The sequence below is a fragment of the Spirillospora sp. NPDC049024 genome, from assembly GCF_040649235.1.
In the GTDB taxonomy this organism is placed as follows: domain Bacteria; phylum Actinomycetota; class Actinomycetes; order Streptosporangiales; family Streptosporangiaceae; genus Spirillospora.
Genome location: NZ_JBEZFD010000006.1, coordinates 423,139 through 444,390 on the forward strand (window position 1 = coordinate 423,139; position 21,252 = coordinate 444,390).

The window sequence follows — 21,252 nt, forward strand, 5'->3', positions numbered from 1 at the left end:
AGAGCCATCTGCGCAGGCGGTAGGCCGATTCGAGGTTGCCGTAGCGCCTACGTATGAAGCCTTGGTCGGTCTCTCAGTCGATCGCGTCGAAGTAGCCGATGTCGGGGGTCTCCGGAGTGCCGATCAAGAGGGCTCGGTCGAGGAAGGTGTTGTTCGTTTCGCAACTCGTTTCAGGCAGGAGGACGCAGGCGTAGCACGCGGCCAGGTTCAAGCTGTCCGTACCGCCCGCCTCCGTCTCCATGCAGGGCGGATCCTGGGAGCACCAGGAGACGCGGCTCAGCGCGGAGGCGAGGGAGTCGCGGAGGTGGCGGGGTTCGCCTTGGCCCACGACGCCGCCGAGACTGCCGGCGGAGTCGCTGGTGGCCGTGTAGATGAGCACCCCGGCCATCCCGTTCGGGCCGGGAGAGCAGTAGATGCGCTCACGCAGGGCCGCGGCCGGGTACCCGGAGTCGAGGCTCCACTCATTGATCAGTGCGTGCGCGAGGGTGTGGAGGAGGACGAAGCGGGCGTCGATCGGGGAGGTCACGTCCTCCCTGGTCGGGTTACGGCCCGCGATCTGGGCGCGTTTGAGCAGTTGTGCGGTGTGGTTCTCGCTGATGCGCCGCGCTCGGTTCCGTGGTCCCGGCGTGTTCTCCCATTCACGCAGACGGTCCTTGTCAAGGGAGAGGAAGACGCCCTCGCCGCTGACCTCGATGGCGGGAAGCCAGTCGAGCTCCTCAAGGGAGAGCTTGGCCCGACGGACGGACGCGGCCGGGTCGGGCATCTCGATGCGGGTGAACGACTGCAACGCGCGGACCTCACGTAGTCGCTTGACGAGCATGATCTTGTGGAGACCTTGGGGGGGCCGCGGCACTGAGGGATCCGCCGGTGCCTCCTCGCATTCGAAGTCGTCGTCCCGCGTCACCTCCGTCGTGCCGTTGAGGAGCTGGTCGTACTCCTTGTGCCGGAGGCGACTGGAGGCGTCGAGTTTGACGTCCTCATCCTCGGGCTCTTCACCGGCGAGCTTCTTCCGCTCCTCGAGCGCTGCCAAGACCTGGTCGACGCTGAATCCCGTTCCATCGATGAACGTCTCGATCACGGCCAGCCGAGCCGTCTCGTTCGCCTCGTACTTGGCGAGCTTCTCCATGTGCTTGTTGAGCAGGCGCTGGATGCCCTGTGACCACGGTGGAATCGAAAGGGAGGAACGCTGCACGGGGAACCAGGCCGCAGAGGAGCCTCGTTGCAGTGTTCGCGGCGGCTCGTCACAGCTCTTTTCCTCGGAGTACCTGCCCAGCCATGGGCGTCGGCCGCTGCACTTCACCCCGATGGACGGCATCGCGGCCTTTCCGAACGCCCCCTCCATAGAGGCGCTCTTGCCGCACGAACATTTGATGATGATGGAGCGAAGGGAGGCGCTCCCGCCGGTGCTGTGCAAGGTCAGCCGGTGCTTCTGGGGGGTGTCTTCGGAGGGGGTGGTCCTCTTGTGCACCCAGTCGAAGTACGGGAAGTCGTCCAGATGTCCGTTCGCACAGGCGACGACGAATCGGGACGGGGTCAGCGCCGACCCGCAGGCACTGCACACGCTCTTACCCGCCGGTGAACCGAAGCGGCCGAAGGGCTGGAGGTCTCGACACGTCCCGCACGAGTACCACTCAGGAAACAGTCGGATCCTGACGCCGTCACCCGCCGGTGGGCTCGCGGCGGGCGGCAGCCGGAACTCGCGCACGCCGAGCCACCGTTGCAGGTTCGGCTCGTAGATCCGTTCAGCACGGTCGGCGTTCCAGGTGTCGAGCCCGCTGACGATGAAGGAGCGATCGCCGAGCGCAACCATGGAGCCCACCCCGTAGGTGGTGATCATCTGAGTGCGGCGGACGGCGCCCTCACGGGTGCGCGTGGTCTCGCGCGATTCGCGGCGCGGGCGCCGGTTGGAACTGCTGCGGAGAGCCATGTCACTTCTCCAGGTAAAGGTCGGACTCGACGTCGACGTCGCGGAGGCTCCACAGGGTGGGGAAGGCATCCAGCAAGTCCTCGTCGGAATAGGAGCACAACAGCGCGGAATCGGGTTCCCGCGGCTCGCTGCGCTTGAAGGAGTACTTGGCCTCGTAGACGAGCGGGACGTCGCCCAGGTCGGGGTTGTGGTGCTCGGCGAGCTTCCGCCAGTGTCCGATGATGTAGTCGAGGTCGTCTTCGGTGCCGGACGCTTCTTCCGGAGCAACGCTTCGAACCCGGTCGAGGATGTGGTCGCGCATCGCCTCGACTCGGTCGAGGAACTCTCCGATGTTCTGGGCGGACGCATTGTCCCGCGCCTCTTCGACCATCAGCCGGGTGAGCCCGACGAGGACGGCGTGCAACCCCCGGTCTCGTGCCCGAGACGAGAACGGTGTGACGCTGGTGGATTCGACCTGTCGGTACAGCGCGGAATGGTACGAGGCGAACCGCTCGTAGTGGGACCGGTCTCGGGACCGGGCCGCGTTGAACAGGGTGACGATCATTCCGGGATGTTGCCGACCGACCCGGCTGGTGGACTGGATGTACTCGGCCGTCGTCTGCGGCTGTCCCATGACGGCCATCAGCCCGAGGCGGTCGACGTCCACGCCCACGGAGATCATGTTCGTGGCCAGGACGGTGTCGAACGCGTCGCCGGGCAGGCTCCGTTCCAGTTCCTTCAGACGGGTGGGGATGTCGCTGGACTTCACCCGACTGGTCAGTTCGGCATAGCGGTCGGCCGCACGCGCGTCGACGCCGGCTCGCTCGGCGAGCAGTCCGAGACGTTCCTGCACGTCGTCGTGGACTTGGAGTTCAGCGGCGGCGAGCAGACGCAGACTGTTGAAGTAGCCGATCAGCGTCCAGTAGGCGTCCCGGACCGAATCATCGCCCTCGATGCGGTCGGCATGATGCAACAGTGCCGCGTACGCCCGGATCAGCAGGGTCGCCTGGCTGGTGCTGGGCGTCATCAGCCCGACATAGAGCCGGGAGGCCTTCTTCTCGCGCGGCGTCTCCACGGCGAACCATGAGTCCCTGGAGTCGAGCCCGGCCGGCGGGAACTGGCGGACCTCACGGTCGAAGAGAGCCCTGCCCTGCTCCGCGGCCCTGCGGATCGTCGCGGTCGACGCGATCACCTTGGGCGCGTCGGCGGCGATGTCGATGGCGGTCTCGTAGAGGCCCGCCAAGGTGCCGAGGGGGCCGGAAATCAGGTGCAGTTCGTCCTGCACGATCAGTTCGGGTGGGGGCGTGCCCGGACGGTCCCGGTTGAACAGCGCCGCGACGTCGGCGCGCCATGCGATCTGTGCGAACTTGTCGGCCGTGGCGATGACGAGCGTCGGACGAACCCGATAGATCTGCTCGTCGATGACATGGACGGGCAGCCCTTCGTGGAAGTCGCAGTCGCCGTTCGGGCACCGCACTGTCATCTCGGTGTCGTCGGGCGCCATGTGATAGTCGTGCGCGTCGAGCTTGCTCCCGCACCAGGGGCAGACACCGAGTTGGACGGGGTTCTCCTCTTGCAGATCCTTCCCGTCGCGCAGCTTCTTCAGACTGGTCGCCGCGACCTTCAACCGGTTCGGCGTCGCGGCGCTGCCGACCCACATGCCGATGGAGATCGGTTCGGACCCCAGCCTCGCCGGGTCGCGGAGGCGCTGCATCTCCATCGCACAGATCAGCGAGGCCGCCCGTTCGAACTGCTGCAGCGTCAGCAGACGCAGGGTGTACCGCATGAGGGCCGTGACACCGCCGCCCGCCTCGCCCAGGCGCAGCCGACGCAAGAAGGTGGTGTAGGCGATGAGTCCCAGGTAGGCCTCCGTCTTCCCACCGCCGGTGGGGAACCACAGGACGTCCGCGAACTTCCGGTCGGGATGGTCGTGATCGGTGATCCCCTGAAGACAGAGCAACAGGAAGGCGATCTGGAACGGGCGCCAGCGCCCGTCGAACATCACCTCGCCGGAGCGGCCGCTCTTGATCCATGACGTCCGGCCGCGCTGCTCGGCCATGACACGGTTCGCCATGCGGAACGCGGCCAGCGCTTCGGGCTCTCTCTCGAGTACTCCGATCCCGGCCGCCATCCGCTCGGCGGCTTCCCGGCACTGGTCGATCTGGTCGCGGGCGACCGTGCCGTACTCGGTGTCCCGGAGCAGCGCGGCCTCATCGGAGCGTTCGGCGATCCAGGCCCTGTATCCATCGACCAACGCGGTGAGCGCTCCGAACACGTCCGCGTCCGACGCCTCCGCCAAATGGAGCATGCCGAGGGAGCGGGTGTCGATGTCGGGATTCGAATCGGCGAGGAGGACCTCGTAGGAAGGGACGAACGCCGTCCAGACGGCGGAGACGGCCGAACGGTGCGCCCTTTCCGCCACCGAGTTGCGAGGCGGGAGCGGGGACCAGTCCCAGTCGGCCGCGCAGCCATGGCCCGTGGCGAACGTGGGAGCATGCCGATGGAGGAGTCGGTTCAGCTTGACCTCGTCCTCGTCCGCGCCGACCGGTACGGGACGTTCGACGAGCGCCGGGACGCCGCCCGGCCCGGCGATGTGCAGCTGCGGCTGAAAGAAGCAGCGTGCGTCCTGAAGGTCGAACCGGGAGACCTCGTGGACGTTGACGAGCGTCACCGTGACCGCCACAGCCCCGTCACGGGGACTGCGCACGCGAAGACGCATTTCGAACCCGTCGCCCAGAGCTTCAACGCGTTGCCCGGGGGCGGTGACGTCGATGGTCACCGGCGCGATCTGAAGAGGGCGACGACGCCAGCGCAAATTCAGTCTCTCCGTCGTGCGCCGCTCCGCCCGCTTGGCGGCGACGATGTTGCCGGCCTCGTCGATCGGGTCGTACATCGCGGCCGCGACCGTGGCGGTCACCGTCGCGGAGGCGGTCGGGTCGACCGCGAACGTCAGCCCCATGGACGAGGGCGTCTGCACGTTGGCGAGCGAGACACCGATGTCGGGCACCTCGTCGACGGAGAACTCGGCCGTGGTGAGATCGGTGTCCTTCTCGGCCTGATCGAGCGCGACGACCTCGTCGTCCCGGCGGCGCGGAAAGAGGACGCCCGCGGAGTACGCCGTCACCGGGGCGTCGTCGATGATCTCCTCGTCACCGCCCGCCGGGCCGGACAGATCGCGGCGCAACTGGTCGAGAAGTTCTTCTCGGAAGCGATAGTGATCGGAGTGGTCAGGCATCTTGTTCCTCCCCGCCGTGGGTGTACGGGTCGTAGGCGAATCGGCCGAGACCGACCAGCCGCGGAGCCAACCAGACCCCTCGCTCGCCGAGAGCCGCCAAAGACCCGGCGGACGCACTGCCCGCCACAGTTTCGACCGCATCGATTCGTATCCCGGTGATGGTCACGGGCCACCTGTCCGGAACGTGGTTTCTCGACCATTGCATATGGGAGTACAGGTCCTTGGCGAACCGCTCCGAGGTCAATCCGACCGGGACCCCCGAATCGCTGTGCACGACGACGTATCGCGGGGCCTGCAGCTCGTGCGGCGAACCGTCCGCCAAGCGCTGCAGCACGACCTCGGCGCCGGGCGAAACCCGTTCGACCAAGAAGTCCTGCAGGTCCGAGGCGGTTCTGTCGAAGACCTCGTCCGGCAGAACGAGATGCGAGCCGGCAGGGCGGTCGGTGTCGACGTCGCCCCCCATCATTTCGATCCCCAACCGCCACGAGCGCTTGCGCACCTGGTAGCGGCCCCAGCGGCCCGACCGGTCCTTGGACGGGTACATGGGCCAGGTCTTCAAAGGCGCCAACCGCATGAGCTCGTGGCGGGCCCGAGTCATCGCGACGTACAGCATTCGCGTCTCCTCGTCCGGGTCCTGCACGTCCTTACGGAGTACGTCGGGATCCATGATCAGAACCCGGTCGAACTCAAGGCCCTTCGCCCGGTGCATGGAGGAGATGACGAGCGACGCGGGCGGCTGCGCGGTCAACTCGTCCGGCATGCGCCCCTCGGACAACAACGTCCTGAGCCGTGACAGGTCCAGGCCGTTCGAACGGCCCGGCATCACTCTGAGCAGCGACCTCCACAGGGCCTCCGGCTCGGCGTCCTGCGGCAGCGGCAGATCCTTCACCAGTTCGTCGAATGCGCTGTGCGTGACGATCGAGGATTCGGCACGGTGGAACAACAGTGCCACCCACGCGGGAACGGCGCGGTCGCGCGCGGACCGCTGCACCCGATGCGGCACATCGCCGGCGTGCAGCAACTCCGAGACGAGCAGGGCCTGGCCGTTCGTCCGACAGAGGATCGCCGTCGTCCCGTCGTGGCCGCGCAGCCCGGCGCAGACGAATTCGTCTTCGAGGTCACCGATCAGGAGAGTGTCGAGCAGGGCCGTGCGCAGTTCCTCGTAGGGGACCCCCGTCGTCGTTTCCCGCCCTTCAGCCCCCGCCTGCAGGCGAGGTCCGAAGGGCAGAGCGATTCTCGCCTCGTCCGTCGCGGCCCGGAAGTTCCGGCTGAGCCGCAGTTCCGTGAGGTCCTCGCCGAACCGTGCTCGCAGCCAGTCGAAGAACCGGTTCGTTTCCCCGGCCCGCTCATCGGGATCCTTCACCTGGAAGCCGTAGATGGCCTGGGCGGGGTCGCCGACGACGGTGAAGCCGCAGTCGTAGGTGTCCAGCAGGGCCTCGACCAGCTCTCGGCGTGCGCCGACCAGGTCCTGAACCTCGTCGATGACCACATGGCGCAGGTCCTCGTGAAGGTCGTTGACCGCGTCGTCGCCCATGAGTTCCGCGGCCGCGACGATGCGCGCGTCGAAATCGCGCGACTGCCATGCACCGGCCGCGTCCACCTGCGTCAGCAGTTCGAGCGCCCACGAGTCGAACGTCCGCACTCGGACGTGTCGGGCGGCGTCCCCGTGCCGGGCGAGCCGCTCCTTCAGTTCACGGACGGCCGCCCGGGAGAAACTGAGCACGAGGATCTCACCGGCGCCCAATCCCTCACGATCCACGAGGGCGTCCAAGCGGCGGACGAGCGTATGGGTCTTGCCGGCGCCGGCACCGGCGATCACCAGCGTCATCTCGTCGGCGGGAAGGTCCACCACGGCCTGTTGCTCTTCCGTCAGCGGCGGCGCACCTTCGTAGGGGGTGTTCACCGGCCCCCCCACAGGTCCTCGAATTCCGTGAAGGCCAGCTTCCTGTCGTAGTTGACGATGTTGTCGTGCACGTCCAGGATCCTGCAGACCTCCTTGCCGCCGTTGAGCGGACCTCGCAGACCGCGACCGATCATCTGCGTGTAGGTGTTGGGGCTGTAGGTCGGACGGGCGACGATCACGGCCCTCGTCGCCGGGGCGTCGAAGCCCTGCGCCAACACGTTGTAGTTGGTGAGGACCCTGATCTTGCCGCTGCGGAACTGGTCGATGCTGCTGCGCCGCTCCGCCGTCGGCGTACCGGAGTCGATCGACGCGGACCTGATGCCCATTCCGTTGAGGACCGCCGTCATCAGCCGTGCATGGTTGACCGACGTGGCGAAGAACAGGACGGGCCAGTCGGCCGGCATGGCGTCGATCTCATTGACGAGCATGGTGTTGCGCTCCTCGTCGGCGGCCAGCCGCTGTTCGGCCGTGGTGGGAAGACTGCGGAGCAGCGCCGCGTTCCGCAGTTCGTCGTCGGACAGACTGATCGTCGCGCCCCGTAGTTCGCGGTGCTCGACCCGCGCCAGCACGCCCAGTTCCTGCAGGTGGGTGAAGGGATCGCCGTCCGGGAAGACCCCGTGGTCGAGCCGCCGCTTCCCGTACCGCTGCGTGAGGAGCCGCGTCTCGTCCTGGTTGAACCCGCGGTACGGCGTCGCCGACAGGCCCACGAGAGGACGGGAGGTCATGCTCGACGTGAGTCCGAGCGACCGCAGGATCGACGTCATCCGGGTGTACGAGCTGTGGGCCTCGTCGACGATGACGACCGCGGCCTGGCGCAGCCACGCGTACTCTTCCTTTTCCAGGACCATTTCGAGCTTCGCGTCGGTGGCCACCACGAGATGCGGACCGCTCCTGTGCGCGGCGGCCTCGAAGCTGCTCCACAGCCTGCTGATCGTGAGCGGCTCCCCGGGGCCGACCTTCTGCCACACGAACTTCCAGCTCTGCACCGCCTGCTCGCACAGTTCCCATGTCTGCGCGATCCAGAGCACCGGGCCGGACAAGCCCCGCTCCTTGAAGACCCGGATGACGGACTCGGCCGCGACCCGCGTCTTGCCGGCGCCGGTGGGCATGCTCAGCATGGCCCGGCCGGCCTTGCCCTCGGTAAGGAGGTCGTACATGTTCGTGGCGAGCCGCTCCTGGTAGTCGTGGAGACGGGGGAACATCGTCGGCCCCTCCACGACCTCGGTCGGATCGAGCGACTCGACCTTTGTTCCGGCGTACTCCTCGGGCAGGCCGAGTTCGTTCACGAACTGGCGGGCGGTGTTCTCGCCGCTGAAGCGGGACGGAGCGTCCGGGATGCGGGCCGCGATGTCCTTGCTGTGGGTTCGCAGCAGGCCCGCGCCATGAGCGTTGACCGCGAGTTCGGCGATCCGCCTGTCGTCGGGCGCCTGCCCGGTGCGCGCCTTCTCGCTCTCGATGAGCCCCTCCGGGAGCCGGCTCTTGAGGTTCTCGACACCGACGATCTGGAGGACCTTTTCGGCGGAGGTCTGCGCCTTGCGCGCCCGCTGAACGCGTTCGTGATTGCGCATCTGCTCGCGTCGACTCAATATCGACTCGCAGCCCGCCCGGCCCAATCCCAGCTTCAGCACCCGATCGACGGACAACAGCATCGCGAGATCGTTCTCCGGGCTCTTGACGAGCACGACCTGGTCTTGGGACGCCTCCGCGATCGGGATGTGACGCTCACCGTTGGGCGACCGGGTGACCTCCTCCAGTTCCGTGCAGCGGCCGAGGGACCAGCCGTCCACCCTCGCTCGATGGGAGACCTTGAGATGCGGGAACTCGTCCACGAGCAAGGTGGGCTGGGTCTCCAGCACGTACCGGAGCTCCTTCTGGATGACGTCGGACGGGGCGATCATCCCCCACGTCTCGATCATCAGCTCGGCGCTCTCGACGGTCGGCGCCAGAAGCGCCGGGAGGCCCTCCCGGACGAGGGCGTCGTACTCCGAGCGGATCGCCGTCACGGCGATCTCCTCGTCGGGGTGATCGTTCGACCAGCTCTCGCCGACCCGGCATCGGGTGGTGATGTCGGCCGGCCACTCGGCCCCGGCCTCGAGGATCAGGGCGTACACCTTGCCGGGGAACGCGTCGTCCTCGCTCGACTCGGCCTCTTTGAGAAGGCTGGTCCAGGTGCCGGCGCGGATCTCCCCGAGGCTTCCGGGCAGTTTCAGGGTCTCCGCGATACCGGTCGGCACGTCGGCCACGGGAAGCAGGTCCCGATACGCCCCGAGCCCGGGGCCGACGGACAGCGGCACGCGTCGCAGACCGCGGGACGTCTGGAGGAACCCGTGCATTCGCGCCATCCACACCAAAGGCGACATCCTGTGGTGGCGAGTGGACGGCAACGCACCGACCTGGAGCGTCCAGTTGGTCACGTGTCCCGTGGGCGGAAGGCTCTTCAGGAAGGCCGCGCGTCCCTCCTTGGAGAGTTCTGTGAGGAAGTGCAGCGGGCCGGCCGGGTCGGCGCCCTGCGCCCGCATCGTCTTCAATAGAGGCCGAGAGGCATCTGTGGGCAGTCCGCTGAGGTACTTCTTCCAGCCCGCCTCGACGTACGACTCGAACCACGGCTCCGAGCGCGGGTCCACGCTCATCACCGGACGGTCGAGAAGGCCGAGGGTGCGAAGGATCTGCCGGTCGTGGTCGTGGAACCGCATGTCGACGGCGATCCGTGCGTCGCGTGAGCCGTCCGCCGGAACGACGGGCCCCGGTGCGAGACAGTCGGCGATGCTCCGGAATTCACCGGCCACGGTACGCACCTTGAGTTCTTCGGCCGGCTTCTTCACGTGTTCCTGGAGCACCGCGAGTACATCGGTGGGGTCCGCCTGGCGAGACAGATCCCAGAAGGCCTCCCACTTCGCGTCGGAGTAGCCGTGGAACCCCTGCTCTAGCACTGCGGAGAGCCGCCCGGCGGGGTCGGCCTCGTGAATGCCGAGCACGTCGAGGGCATGGGACGCCTCGAAGTCGGCGGCCACGTCCGGGTGCACGTAGAGGAGATTGTCGCCGAGGGCGTCGCCGGAACTGCGGCGGAAGATCTTGCCGCGCACCGGTGCGACCAGACCGTCCGACTCGGTCAACAGGATCCGGGCCTTGGCCGCCTCCTCCGCGAACTTGCTCTGGTCGCGGCGCATGTCGGCGACGATGCGGATCGCCAACACGGACGCCTCCGGTGAGCCGTCCTCGACGAGAGCCTGCAACCACTCACGAACGGAGGCCGGGTGAAGGTCGGCGGCCGAGAGGATCCGCTCTGCCCGGGCCCGCCGCTCCCGCGTTTGGACGGAGTGATGGCACCAGGCGACCGGACGGCCGGGGTGGCTCGCCCACAACTTGAGCCACTCGTCCTTCAACTCGTCCGGATGCAGCCGGACTTCCGTCGGGCGACGCAGAACCGCGTTCTGATCCGGCAACGAGGGCTTCTGCCCCGCGATATTCCAGATGGCGAGGGTGAGCTGTCTGTCGGCCCACTGCGGAGCCTCCCTGCCGCGTCCGGGAAGCAGGTCGATGTACGCGGCGGGATCGTCCTCCGGGACCAGCTTCGGCAGCGAGTCGACCACCAGCGTGGCGGCCTCGTTGATCAGCTCATCGTTGAAGGCGTTGTTCTTGTAGAGGTTCTGACGATCCTCGCTGGTCTTCCACGGGGCGTTGAGGATGCCGCGCAGCAACGTTGCGTAGTTGGTGGGGAAGTACGCCCAGAACGTGCCGAGCTCACGAACTCTCCGCCGGTCCGGCACTGCCCAGGACAGGTCGATCTCCGGACGGTCGTGGAGTTCGCCGGCGGCGGTCAGCGCGGACTTGCTCGGCTGGATCGTCCGTGTGAAGACGCGCCACTCGGCGGTGAAGTCCGAACCGTCGCTCTTCTCCTCTTGGATGGTGTGCCGGTCACCGTCCACCATCTGCGAGATGATGCGCCGAACGGCCGGGATGGCTCGGCGATCCTCCAAGGTCACCGTGCCGACGTGCGGGGAGAAGAGCGGGAACTCGGAGGGGAAGTTCACCAAATCCTTGGCGAGCCTGGCGATGCTCTCCGGCTTGAGCGGGAGACGCACCACCGTGGTGGCCCACTCGAGCAACTCGGCCAACACCGGGTCTGCGGCCGCGGCTTCGTCACGGTCCAGCGGCTGCCCCATGCGCAGAACCGGGATCTCATGCGCCTCGGAGTGCACGGACCTGATCTGTTCGGTCGACCAGTCACGGTCGAATCCCACGCTTCCGGTCGAGCTGAAGAACTGGGGCGAGTCGGAGACGCTCAACACCGACTTGACGCCGACCCCGAACCGTCCGATCTGGCCGCCGCGCTTACGGGAAACGCCCATGCGGAGGATCGTGTCGACCCCCTCCGGAGTGATGGGGTCGCCCTGGTTGGCGCAGTACAAGTGGGTCGCGGTAAGCACAACGCTGATCTCGCCGCCCGGGTCGGCGCGCAACTCGTCCGCGCCGTTCTGTACGAGTTCGTAGACCTGCCGATCGCCGTATCCGCCCTGGCTGATGCGGCGCTCGCCGTTGGCGTGCTCTTCGATCAACCGAGGGTCGACCTTGTAGGTCTCCAGGACTCGACGTGACTGCTCGATCACCACGTCCAGCACGGTCGGCTCGGGGGTGGGCTGGGACACGGTCTCTCAACTCCTTGCGACATTCGAAACGCCGGCGGCGGGGAGCGCGGTGCACACACGGAACTCGTGGGGAGGGCCGGCCCTCGGTCGGGGAACTTCCTAGGAGAAGGAGCGGGGCGTACCCCGACCGAGGAGCGGCATCTTGCTCTTGTTGACTATTTCTTCAAGCGGTCCGGTGACCTGGGTGATGCCTTCGAGGCGGTCGGCCGGGCTACTTGGCCAGGAGGTGAAGGATGACCGTCAGCAGCGCGTTCGACAGGGCATGCTCATCGGGGTGTGCGTTCCTGCGGCGAGCCCTGTGCCGTCCACGGTAGACGCCCGCCATCGGGTAGTGGACAGCGTTGCTGTGGTGGTCGGCTCGATTCGGCCGGAGGTGGCCTTCCTTGCGCCACCTCGGCATATACCGGGGCGGGATCTTCGCTTTCTGGAGGAGCGAGGCTCCGTGGTCGGGCGAGATCTCCATGAAGTAGTCGTACACCAGCAGGAAGTCGCGCTTGAACTGGGGAGAGAACGTCCGCCGCGTCCCCGCCCCGCTGGGGGGATGGTCGTCCATCTGCCGTATCGGCCCTTCTGTTAATACGGATGACTTTCTTGATCCGGTCCACGCCATCATCTCCTGAGTGAACCGTCCTGCGCTTCACCTTTCTTTTGACCTCACGGTCGCGGTTGGAAACACAGGCGTAGCCAATGACCCACCGACTCGCTCGTGCACCAGCTTGTCGCTTTCAACCGACGCTGTGCCGAACTTGGCGAACCCTACCCCTGGTTGAGGGTGGGCGGCCGCAGTCGGAGAAGGATGCCGCCGAGGAATGGCTTATCCAGTCCGTGCGTTGGACATACTTGTCTTGGGATGTTCCAGTCTTCGCTCGTGGAACCGCTTAATAGGAGAATATAAACCGGAGGCATACTCCGGCGCAAGTGAGAGCCCGAGGAATTTGCCGAGAGTTGATCAAATGGCCTGTCACCTTCATATACTGCGTAAAGCGACCGTGTGATCACGGACCGTTGTAATCGTAACGCTCAGTGTACGGTCACATGCATAGTGCAGTCGGGGTGACTTGCTGCTCCTATAGGGCCGGGTAGGGTGCTGTCTTGTCTAAAGGAATTGTCGTACCCTGCGAATGTCAATTTTTCGAGGTGGGAGGCCCTGTGAGCGAGGCGGAGGAGTTCGGGCCGTGGCTCGGGCGGCAGTTGCGGCGTCGGGGGCTGAGTCAGGCGGACCTCGCGGAGCAGATCGGCGTGACGCGGGCGGCCGTGTCCGCGTGGATGACCGGGCGGGCGCAGCCGCGGATGGACAAGATCCAGGCGATCGAGGAGGTTCTCGATCTGTCGTCCGGGTCGCTCGTGACTCGACAGGATCCGGGGACGCCGGTGGAAGGGCTCACGTGGTATCACCGGAAGGCGTACGAGGACGGCGGCCGGGAGTTCGGGAACGCGGCGGCCTTCGCGTTCGACGCCGATCTGGGCGTCCTCGCGCGGGAGGCGACGCAGAACAGCCTCGACGAGCGGCTCGACGAGGACGAGCCGGTGCGCGTCCGATACACCCTCCATGAACTGACGGGCGAACGGCTCCACAGTTTTCTCGAGGTGCTTCGGTGGAGCGAGATCGAGCCGCATCTCGAGGCGTCCGCGGGCGCTGACAACAAGGTGGGACGCGTCATCGCGGACGGTCTCGCCGACCTGCGCGACACCGGTCGGCTGCTGCTGCTCCGCATCGACGACTACAACGCCTCTGGTCTGACCGGTCCCGACTATGACGACGGCCGCTTCGCCGCCGTGGTCCGCCGCCAGTTGGAGAGTCGGAAGGAGGGGCCGGCCGCCGGAGGTTCCTACGGGCTCGGCAAGGCCACGCTCTGGGCGACGAGTCGACTCGGTCTCGTCTTGATCAACAGCACCCTGTCCACTCCGCATCAGGGACACAGCGAGCGGCGCATGATCGGTCGCCTGGAGCTCCCGTGGCGTCGAGCCGCCGGCGGAGAGTGGGCCGGGCCGTCCTGGTTCGGTGAGCCGGACCCCGAGCGCAACGGCGCGACCCGCTCGTGGTGGGCGGACGAGCAGACCGCCGAGCGACTTCACATCCGGCGCGACAGCGGTGCGCCCGGGACGAGCTTCCTCATCGTGGGGGCGCACGACCCGAGCGGGGAGGCCGACGACCTGGAGAGCATGCACGCCGCCCTCGTGAAGGGACTCGTGCAGAGCTTCTGGGCGTCGATGGTGTCGACTGCGGACACGCGGCCGATGCTCGACGCCTCCGTGGTCGCCAAGCGGGACGGCGTGGTCGTCGTGGAGGAGGAGCACGTCGACCCGTATCGGTACGAGCCGGCGAGATCTCGAGCGCTTCGTGCGTTCCTTGAAGGGACCACCGCGGAGAGCCTGACGTCCACGGACGATGTCCTGCAGGCGTACGTGCCGCTCTACGTGCCGCCGCTGAAGAGCGCCGGGAAGGCGCCCAAGATCGAGCATCAGGCGGTCCTGTTGGTCACTCCGACGGATGAGGAGGACGTGGATGCCAACCAGCTCGTCTGCATGCGCAGCAACCGCATGGTCGTCATGACCCGTCCCATGACCGATCTGCCGCTCGGAGCGCCGCGGGTACAGGGCGTCCTGCTCGCGGGCCACGCGGCCGGCGCCGGAACCCCGGGTGCGGACGCGGCCGAACACTTCCTCCGGACTGCCGAACCCCCGGAGCACAACGACTGGAAGCGCACCGACGATCTGACGGCCACCTACGCCAGAGGTGCGGCCACCGCCATCAGGAGCTTCCGCACGGCCATGATGGAGGAGATCCGTCGACTGCTCCGTCCCCATGAGCAGAAGAGCGAGGAGGGGCCGGCCGCCCTGCGGGAACTCCTCAGCCTGGAACCGCCGTCCGCGCCGCGCAGCCCTGGCTTCCCCACGGTGAAGCACGTCGACGGAAGCGTGGACGTCTCCGGCGCCTGGCGAGTGCGCGTTGAGGTCAAGTTGCCGCGGCGCGACGATCCGTGGCTGCTCAGCCCGATCCTCCGATTCGCCACCCGCTCAGGACCGAAACCGCTGGCGGAATGGGCGGAGCTCATCCCGGAATCGAACTGCGAACTCACCGAGGCGGGACATCTGCGATTCGCGGCGGGCGCCCGCACGGCCGCCTTCCGAGGCGTCAGCGATGTCTCCAGCCACCCGGTGTCCGCCAAGATGGCGGCCGCCGATGTTGACCTGCGACGTGTGAAGGAGACGTCGGCGTGAACAGGCTGATCCCGTACCCGACCCTGGCCGGTGAGATCTCCCTTGAAGTGCGAGAGGTACGGCTGGACGGCGTCCCGCTCAACCTCAACATGATCTCCAGCGCGCGCCGCGTCGTGGCGCTGCACGAGATCGAGCGCAAGGGGTGGGAGGAGGCGAGGCTGTCGGTCCGACTTCACCCGCCGCGGCATGAGTTGGAAGACGCGATCTGGTCGAATGTGGCCTGCGTGGCCGTGCTCGCGGAGCGCCGCACCAACGCCAGGTCGGTGACGCCCCTCTCACGGGAGCCCGACGGCACGTGGACGGGCGTGGTCGTCGTGCATGCGGACAGGCATCTCGGTCAGGCGCAGCTCAGCGGGCACGTGATCGCCACTGTCGACGGTGTCGCCGGACGGACGATCGGCACCACGGACCGTGCCTGGACGGTGGACCTGCAGGCCCGTACGCCCGCCCGGCAGCAGAGCATAAAAATCCTCACGGTCGACTTCGGTGATGCCGAACATCCTCATCTCCACCCCTACAAGGACGATCCGTGGACGGTGGAGGCGGTGGGGGAGGAACCCGTCGTCTACCTCAACTCCAGGTTCGAGGGGCTGGTGCCGCTGCTGAACGGCGGCGACCGCGTCGCGCGCGACACGCTGTCCGCACAGATCGCCGCGGACGCCTGGACGGCGTTGTTCAACGCGGCCGTCTATGCCGCGGACATGGAGGACGGGCAGCCGTTGTGGCCGGGTGGCTGGCACGGCGCGGTCCTCAGACGGATGCTCCCGGACGTCTTCCCCGATCTCTCCCCGGACGACGCCCTGATCGAGGTGGTCACCCGGCGCCTGAACGGTGACGGCGGCGATCTGCAGACCCGGCTCGTCCATGCGGCGGGCAGGCAGGCCTCGATCTCGCGTCGGCTCGGCGGGTTCCTCCGCACGACGAATCGTAAGGAGCACTCGTGACCGTGCAGAGGCCTGCCCGACTGATCGAGCGTCTTGCGCTGCTTCCCGAGCGCGAGGCGGCGAAGCATCTCACTTCGGCCGTCCTGCAAGGGGCGGAGGACCTTCCGCAGACCACCCTGGAAAAGGCGTGCGAACCGCTTTCGGACGATGCGCGCTGGGACGCCGCGCCCGTCCGGGAACTCCTCGACGAGGCGATGGACCGATTCGAGGACGAGGCGACCAAGGCGGACGCATGGCTGCCGCCGAGGCTCCACGCGACCTTGCGGCTCAGTCGGCGCGAGGCCGCGGATCCCCGGCTGTGGAATTTCCTGGCCCTGCGCCTGGCGCCTGACTACGTCATCTGGCGGAACCCTCCGCGTTCGTCCAGCACCAGTCCCGTGCCCCAGGTGAACAAGAACCACTTCATCGGCTCCTTCCACAAGCAGACGTTCGCCCGGTTGTGGTGGGCCGCCGAGTTCTTCAGGAACGGACCCGACTACGGGCCGGCGGAGATCGCCTGCAGGAATCAGGAGACCTTCAACAGCGTCCTGCGGCTGGAGATCGTTCACCACCGCACCACCGCTCAGACGATCGCGCGGCTCATGGAAGACGGCACCATACGGACGACACGCGAAGCGAATGCCTTCTTCAAGGCCGTCAACGCCGCAGGCAGCACGCTCTTCTTCGACGTGATGGCGCCCGACGAGCCGTGGGATGCCGAAGCCCACAGGGCTTGGGTCGCGGAGGCGGGCGCCGTGCATGTCCAGTACGAGTCACTGCCGGACGGTCCGGACGACTGCCAGGTGCCGGACGCAGCCGTGGACGCGCTGCTGCCCCTCTTCAAGAACCTCTTCACCGAAGCCCCCATCCGCGGAAAGGAGCAGGCCGAGGCCGGAGAGTGAGCGAATCAGCCTTCAGCGGACCTTCGATCCCTCGCCGGCGTCCTTGAGATATCGGTAGACCTGTCCCGCGATCGCGCGGGACAGACCGACCGGAACCGCGTTGCCGATCTGGCGTGCGATCTGCACCTTGGAACCGCACCAGAGGAAATCCTCCGGGAACCCCTGGAACAACGCGGCCTCGTAGTGGGTGATCGGCCGGTGCGCCCAGGGGTGGAGGTATCGACCCTTCTCCGGCTTGTAGAACTCGGTGCGGATCGTCACGGCCGGACGGTTCAGGTACATGCGCCCCATGACGTCACCGGACCCGTTGCGGTGATTTAGCCAGTTCTCGGTCGAGAGTTCGGGCGGGATGTTCCAGCGATTGCCGCCCTCGGGGATGCTGGCGTACCGGCGCTTCGACAACTCCGTGGGGTTCCGGCCGATGTGCAACTCGGTCGTCTTGAACGGACCGGGCATCGACTTGCCCAACAGGTCGATGCGGGCGTCCGGAAGTTCAGTGGTCCGCGGTTTCAGCGGCGTCTTCGGTTCCCGCTTCGTACCGAAGACGGTGCTGGTCGGGGTCCAGGGCCGCAGGCCGTTCGCCAGTACGCCGGAAGACGGGTCGCCGTCCTCCCACAGGGCCGTCTGGTCGTCATTGCGTCCGCCCTTCACCTCGGAGTGCGTGGCCTCCGGATGCATCAGCGGAAACGATGAGGGGTGAGCCGCGATCAGGTCCCGGTGGGTGGCGAGGACGATGGTGCGCTTGCGCGCCTGTGGAACTCCGTAGTCCGCCGCGACCAGATGGCGGGACTCCAGGTGATAGTCCTTGAGGGAGCCGCCGTCCGCCGCGGCCTTGAGCGCGGCGTATTCGATCGAGGAGAAGAACCGGTCGACGTTCTCGATCACGAAGATCTTCGGCCGGATCTTCTGTACCACCCGCATGTACTCGCGCCAGAGTTGGTTGCGCGGGTCCTCTGGATCCTCACGGCCCAGGCCGGAGAAGCCCTGGCAGGGCGGGCCGCCCAGGATGACGTCCACGTCGTCCTTGACGTCGCCGGGGTTCCAGTCCTTGATGTCGCCCGGGAAGATGTACCCGGCGCCCCCGGCCTCTTGGGCGAAGTTCGCGGCGTAGGTGGTCGCGGCCGCCACGTCCAATTCCACGGCGCCGACCGTTCGGAAGGGCGACCGGTCGGCGCCCTCGGGGACGAACTCGTGGAAGCCCTGTGTGAAACCGCCGCAACCCGCGAAGAGGTCCACGATGTTGATGTGATCGGCGGTCATGCGGTCAGCTTATCGAGGCGAGAAGAGTCCGGAGGGACCGGGAACGATCTCGGCGTCGAGGCGGCCGCGGCCGGCCGAGTCGATCTCCTCAGCCGAGTACGGCGGCGATGCTCCGGCCCACAGCGGCGGCGAGCGGCGGCGGGATGGCGTGGCCCACCTGCCGGTAGCGGGAGGTCTTACGTCCGGCGATCTTCCAATCGGACGGAAATCCCTGGAGCAGGGCCACTTGTTCCACGGTGAGCTTCGGTAGGTCGTTGCGGTCCGCCGGATTCTCCTCGGAGCTCATCCGGAAGTCCGGGCCGGGCACGTCGTCGGCGATGCTGCCGCCGTTGACTCCGAGGCGGGCCCAGGTCTTCTTCGAACCGGTGGGGCCGAGATCGGCTCCGCCGCGGTCCTTCGAGCCGCCCACGATCGTAGGCGCGATCTCGTTCGCTCGTGATCGCCACTCCAGCGCCCCGGTCCATCCGCGACGTGCCATCGAACGCCAGAGGACATCGCCGACCGTCGGTGCGCCGCCCGTCGGTTCTGGCCACTCGAACCGAGCCATGATCTCGGACCTCATCGCCACGAGCAAGCCGTGCGGCCGACGCTGGGGGACGCCGTAGTCCTGTGCGTCCAGGACCTTCCAGACGCATTCGTAGCCGTTCGCTCCAAGTTCCTCTTCGACGAACTCGCGCCTGTCCGCAAAGTCGTCGTTGGTGACGAGTCCTGGAGTGTTCTCCAGGACTATCGCGCGCGGACGTACTTCGGTCGCCAGCCAGACCGCCGCGCGCAACGGATCGCGTTGGTCGCTCTGCGGCCGATTGGCGCGAGGCCGAGGAAGCCCTCCTGCAAGGAGATCGACGTCCAACACCTGTGGGTGCTCGCAGCCCACGAACTCGAAGAGGTCGAACTGTCTGACGTCCCACCCCGGGCGGTTCTCGCGCAGAGTGTCACAGGCGTTGACGTCCTCGTCGAAGAGCATCACCGGATGGAAGCCCGCCCGTTCGAGGCCAAGCGCCAATCCTCCGGCGCCCGCGCAGATCTCCAGACTCGTGTAACTCCGTCCCGTCGTCATCACCACGGAGGCTAGAGGGCGCGTGGGCACCTGGGAACCTCCCTGGCCCTATCTCCTGTCCGTGCAGCGACCGTCATCAGTATTCTCGTACGGTTGTCCCGTGGGAGTACAGAGACCGACCCATGCATCGAGCGCCGGTGTTCGCAAGAGCATGCAGAGCAACAAGAGCCGGGACACGAAGCCGGAGTTGGCGTTGCGGCGTGCCGTGCACGGACTCGGGCTGCGATACAGGGTCTCCATGCGTCCGCTCCCCAAGGTGCGTCGGACCGCCGATCTGGTCTTCACCAAGGTCAAGGTGGCGGTCTTCATGGACGGCTGCTTCTGGCACGGTTGTCCAAGGCACCACACCAAGTCGGCGACGAATGCGGCCTATTGGGCGGACAAGGTCGAGCGCAATCGTGCACGCGACGCCGAGACGGACGCTCTGCTCGGTGAGGCCGGCTGGACGGTCATCCGCATCTGGGAGCACGAAGACCCGAGCGAGGCCGCCTCAAGGATCGCCGACGTCGTCCGCGAGCGCCGAGCGCTGTAGCCGGCACTCTGACCATTCGGGCGGGCGGCGAGCCGAATACCGACTGGTCGGCAGCGGGTAGTCCGATGCCCACGGCTTCGAAATCCTCCGAGCCGGTAGACCGTCCCTGCTGCGCCTGCCTCTTGTCGTCGCCGGATGCGGCAATCCACAGATGTCCAGCCCGTATGTTGACCCGTTTGGACTGGTCTCGGGCCAAGGGTCGCCAGGTGCGTGACCCCCGTGCATTGCCGATGATCGCCTGGACAGTGCGTTACTGGTTCTGCAAACGGTGAGTTCTGTCGTCGTGGGGCGGGAGGTGCGCTCGCTCTCCTTGCGTTGAGGAGCGGGGTGTCCGTGGAACCGGGGGAAGCTCAGGACATCGGCGACGAACGATCGGACGGGGCGGATGGAGGGAGAGCCGCGGCCAATAACGCGCGGAGGCGAAGCGCGACCTCGGTCCTGCCCGGACTGCGGGGGGAGGATGGTCAGCGGGGCGAGGCCTGCTTGATCTGCTCGATCAGGTCGACGAACTGGGCGGAGGAGAGGGTGAGGTGGCCTGCGTCCGGGTCCTTGGAGTCCCGCACGCCGATTCCGATCCCTGGGGCAAGTCGTCCCAGCTCAACGCACTGGTTGTCGTTCGCGCCACCGGTGTACGAACTCTTGCGCCACTTCACGATCGTTCGTGGCTCTATGAGTCCTGCTTGATCTGCTTGATCAGGCTGGCGAACTGGGTGGGGGAGAAGGTGAGGTGGCCTGCGTCCGGATCCTTGCTGTCCCGGACTCCGATTCCGGTACCTGGCGCAAGTCGTCCCAGCTCAACGCACACGTCATCGTTCGCTGAGCCACTGTAGGAGCTCTTGCGCCACTGAATCGTCATGCGTAGCTCTCCAAGTACCTCTTGATCAGCTTGCGCGAGGCGTCCTGAGAGTCTGCCTTTGCGCCGATACGGTCGAAACTATCAACAAAATACTTGATCTCGTCGGGCATCTCGATCAAGCGTCCGCCTCCGTGGGCTCCCGCGTAGGCGATGTCCCGATCGTGGAGGCCAATGAGCTGGAAGAACCCATCTGACCCCTCGTGCTCTCCTGCCGAGAACGGAACGATGCGGAGGATCACGTTCCAGCGCTCGCTCATTTCAAGAAGATGTTCGAGCTGGCGCTTCATGACCTCGGCTCCTCCCACTTGGCGTGCCAGAGCGGCCTCGTCCAGGAGAGCCCAGATGTAGGGCGGATCGTCCCGCTCCAGAGTGGCCCGCTTCCGAGCGATTCGTGCGGCCAGCACTGCTTCGCGATCTTTTGCCGTGCTCAATCGGCCGTACCTGCGTGTGTAGTCGTCGGTCTGGAAAAGCAATGGGATCAGCTGGCCGTGGAATACCTTGATCTCGGCCGCCTGTCTCTCGTGTTGGCTGTACTGCTTGGTCGGGTAGCGGGGACGCATTACTGCGTCCCCGCCCCCTCAGAACCGTGCGTGCCATTCGTCACGGCACACGGCTCAAGCAGATCCAAGCGGCGGTTTAGGATCACGCTGCGTTTTGCCTCGTCGTCGGCTATAGAGCCAGCTTCGATGACAGTGTGTATGCACTAAGCGGGTCTTGGCGCCACCATGGCGGCCGGATTCCGGGGAATCCACGATCAGGAGATAGCTCGCCGCTATTGCTCGCCGGGTAACTTGCTGCCACCAGCTTTCC

The 21,252-nt window shown here is 66.7% G+C and carries 14 protein-coding genes; 4 read left to right on the forward strand and 10 right to left on the reverse strand.

Translation table 11 applies throughout. The annotated features are described in order from the left end of the window. Window positions 1-73: 73 nt before the first annotated feature. The 5 genes from drmB to AB0C21_RS14545 form a co-directional block, all read right to left on the reverse strand. Window positions 74-1,927, reverse strand: a complete 1,854-nt coding sequence (gene drmB / locus AB0C21_RS14525) for a DrmB family protein (RefSeq protein ID WP_500204505.1) — start codon at window positions 1,925-1,927, stop codon at window positions 74-76. A gap of 1 nt (window position 1,928) precedes the next feature. Continuing rightward, window positions 1,929-5,141: a helicase-related protein gene (locus AB0C21_RS14530; RefSeq protein WP_500204541.1), complete on the reverse strand. Its 3,213-nt coding sequence runs from the start codon at window positions 5,139-5,141 to the stop codon at window positions 1,929-1,931. Then, window positions 5,134-7,044 carry a UvrD-helicase domain-containing protein gene (locus AB0C21_RS14535; protein WP_500204507.1) on the reverse strand — a complete coding sequence of 637 codons (1,911 nt, stop codon included), beginning with the start codon at window positions 7,042-7,044 and terminating at the stop codon, window positions 5,134-5,136. The genes AB0C21_RS14530 and AB0C21_RS14535 overlap by 8 nt, the downstream gene beginning before the upstream one ends. Then, window positions 7,041-11,690, reverse strand: a complete 4,650-nt coding sequence (locus tag AB0C21_RS14540) for a DEAD/DEAH box helicase (protein ID WP_500204509.1) — start codon at window positions 11,688-11,690, stop codon at window positions 7,041-7,043. The genes AB0C21_RS14535 and AB0C21_RS14540 overlap by 4 nt, the downstream gene beginning before the upstream one ends. Before the next feature lie 211 nt (window positions 11,691-11,901). Further along, complete coding sequence (locus AB0C21_RS14545) at window positions 11,902-12,243, reverse strand: hypothetical protein (RefSeq protein WP_500204510.1); 342 nt, start codon at window positions 12,241-12,243, stop codon at window positions 11,902-11,904. A 596-nt stretch (window positions 12,244-12,839) separates the two neighbouring features. Here AB0C21_RS14545 and AB0C21_RS14550 point away from each other — a divergent pair. The 3 genes from AB0C21_RS14550 to AB0C21_RS14560 are packed head-to-tail and all read left to right on the forward strand — an operon-like array spanning window position 12,840 to window position 16,737. After that, on the forward strand, window positions 12,840-14,912 hold the full coding sequence (locus AB0C21_RS14550; RefSeq protein ID WP_500204512.1) for a helix-turn-helix domain-containing protein: 2,073 nt from the start codon (window positions 12,840-12,842) through the stop codon (window positions 14,910-14,912). Next, window positions 14,909-15,856, forward strand: coding sequence for a hypothetical protein (locus tag AB0C21_RS14555; RefSeq protein ID WP_500204513.1), 948 nt, complete (start codon window positions 14,909-14,911; stop codon window positions 15,854-15,856). Before AB0C21_RS14550 ends, AB0C21_RS14555 begins: the two co-directional genes overlap by 4 nt. Next, entirely contained in the window at window positions 15,853-16,737 is an 885-nt protein-coding gene (locus AB0C21_RS14560; protein ID WP_500204516.1) for a DUF6339 family protein, read from the forward strand. The genes AB0C21_RS14555 and AB0C21_RS14560 overlap by 4 nt, the downstream gene beginning before the upstream one ends. 12 nt (window positions 16,738-16,749) lie before the next feature. On the opposite strand, the gene AB0C21_RS14565 is transcribed toward AB0C21_RS14560, so the two are convergent. After that, window positions 16,750-17,997 (reverse strand): DNA cytosine methyltransferase, encoded by a 1,248-nt coding sequence (locus tag AB0C21_RS14565; RefSeq protein WP_500204517.1) that lies wholly within the window; start codon window positions 17,995-17,997, stop codon window positions 16,750-16,752. A gap of 88 nt (window positions 17,998-18,085) precedes the next feature. After that, on the reverse strand, window positions 18,086-19,054 hold the full coding sequence (locus AB0C21_RS14570) for a DNA cytosine methyltransferase (protein ID WP_500204518.1): 969 nt from the start codon (window positions 19,052-19,054) through the stop codon (window positions 18,086-18,088). 100 nt (window positions 19,055-19,154) lie between these two features. On the opposite strand from AB0C21_RS14570, the gene AB0C21_RS14575 reads away from it, so the two are divergent. After that, complete coding sequence (locus tag AB0C21_RS14575; RefSeq protein ID WP_500204519.1) at window positions 19,155-19,586, forward strand: very short patch repair endonuclease; 432 nt, start codon at window positions 19,155-19,157, stop codon at window positions 19,584-19,586. A gap of 464 nt (window positions 19,587-20,050) precedes the next feature. Here AB0C21_RS14575 and AB0C21_RS14580 read toward each other — a convergent pair whose 3' ends face one another. The 3 genes from AB0C21_RS14580 to AB0C21_RS14590 are packed head-to-tail and all read right to left on the reverse strand — an operon-like array spanning window position 20,051 to window position 21,002. Beyond that, window positions 20,051-20,239, reverse strand: coding sequence for a DUF397 domain-containing protein (locus tag AB0C21_RS14580; protein WP_500204521.1), 189 nt, complete (start codon window positions 20,237-20,239; stop codon window positions 20,051-20,053). 14 nt (window positions 20,240-20,253) lie between these two features. Further along, window positions 20,254-20,442, reverse strand: a complete 189-nt coding sequence (locus tag AB0C21_RS14585) for a DUF397 domain-containing protein (RefSeq protein ID WP_500204523.1) — start codon at window positions 20,440-20,442, stop codon at window positions 20,254-20,256. Next, a complete protein-coding gene (locus tag AB0C21_RS14590; protein ID WP_500204524.1) occupies window positions 20,439-21,002 on the reverse strand; it encodes a DUF5753 domain-containing protein in 564 nt (187 codons plus the stop codon). The genes AB0C21_RS14585 and AB0C21_RS14590 overlap by 4 nt, the downstream gene beginning before the upstream one ends. Window positions 21,003-21,252: the final 250 nt, after the last annotated feature.

What these genes read in the sequence shown, in the direction of transcription:
- drmB (WP_500204505.1), bottom strand. Translation starts at nt 1,927, where the DNA reads ATGGCTCTCCGCAGCAGTTCCAACCGGCGCCCGCGCCGCGAATCGCGC.
- AB0C21_RS14565 (WP_500204517.1), bottom strand. Translation starts at nt 17,997, where the DNA reads ATGACCGCCGATCACATCAACATCGTGGACCTCTTCGCGGGTTGCGGC.
- AB0C21_RS14570 (WP_500204518.1), bottom strand. Translation starts at nt 19,054, where the DNA reads ATGACGACGGGACGGAGTTACACGAGTCTGGAGATCTGCGCGGGCGCC.
- AB0C21_RS14530 (WP_500204541.1), bottom strand. Translation starts at nt 5,141, where the DNA reads ATGCCTGACCACTCCGATCACTATCGCTTCCGAGAAGAACTTCTCGAC.
- AB0C21_RS14590 (WP_500204524.1), bottom strand. Translation starts at nt 21,002, where the DNA reads ATGCGTCCCCGCTACCCGACCAAGCAGTACAGCCAACACGAGAGACAG.
- AB0C21_RS14545 (WP_500204510.1), bottom strand. Translation starts at nt 12,243, where the DNA reads ATGGACGACCATCCCCCCAGCGGGGCGGGGACGCGGCGGACGTTCTCT.
- AB0C21_RS14585 (WP_500204523.1), bottom strand. Translation starts at nt 20,442, where the DNA reads ATGACGATTCAGTGGCGCAAGAGCTCCTACAGTGGCTCAGCGAACGAT.